This window comes from Streptococcus mitis (genome assembly GCF_003944325.1).
Classification (GTDB): domain Bacteria; phylum Bacillota; class Bacilli; order Lactobacillales; family Streptococcaceae; genus Streptococcus; species Streptococcus mitis_CW.
The window spans coordinates 1-763 of sequence record NZ_RJPX01000102.1; the positions used below are offsets into that span (position 1 = coordinate 1).

At 36.7% G+C, this 763-nt stretch carries 1 protein-coding gene; it reads left to right on the forward strand.

The features are described from left to right. Nucleotides 1-123: 123 nt before the first annotated feature. Nucleotides 124-763, forward strand: a 640-nt coding sequence (locus D8787_RS11290; RefSeq protein WP_142999779.1) for a transposase family protein, incomplete at its 3' end; no start/stop codon positions are given.

The following is a 763-nucleotide window of genomic DNA, read 5'->3' on the forward strand; positions in this document are numbered from 1 at the left end:
GGCTCTATAATATTTGTAGTGGGTAAATCCCCTATAGATATTATGGAGCCTATTTTTGTGTAGAAAAAAAGTCCCATAAGATCTATAATGAAAAGCGACCAAACTATCATTAGAAAGAATCATATGGAACAATTACATTCTATCACAAAACTACTCGATATTAAAGACCCTAATATCCAAATTATAGATATCATTAATAAGGGTACACACAAGGAAATCATCGCTAAACTAGACTATGAGGCCCCATCTTGTCCTGATTGCGGAAGCCTAATGAAGAAATATGACTTTCAAAAACCGTCTAAGATTCCTTACCTTGAAACGNCTGGTATGCCTACTAGAATCCTCCTTAGAAAACGCCGTTTTAAGTGCTATCAGTGCTCTAAAATGATGGTCGCTGAAACCTCTCTCGTCAAGAAAAATCACCAAATACCTCGTATCATCAACCAAAAGATTGCTCAAAAGCTGATTGAAAAAACTTCCATGACCGATATTGCTCATCAGTTGTCTATTTCANCTTCAACTGTCATTCGCAAGCTCAATGACTTTCACTTTAAGCCTGATTTTTCTCGCCTTCCTGAGATTATGTCTTGGGACGAATATACCTTTACAAAAGGAAAGATGAGTTTCATTGCACAAGATTTTGATAATCTCAGTATCATCGCTGTTCTTGAAGGTAGAACACAGGCTGTCATCCGAAATCACTTTCTTCGATACGATAGAGCTGTCCGATGTCGAGTGAAAATTATTACTATGGATATGTTTA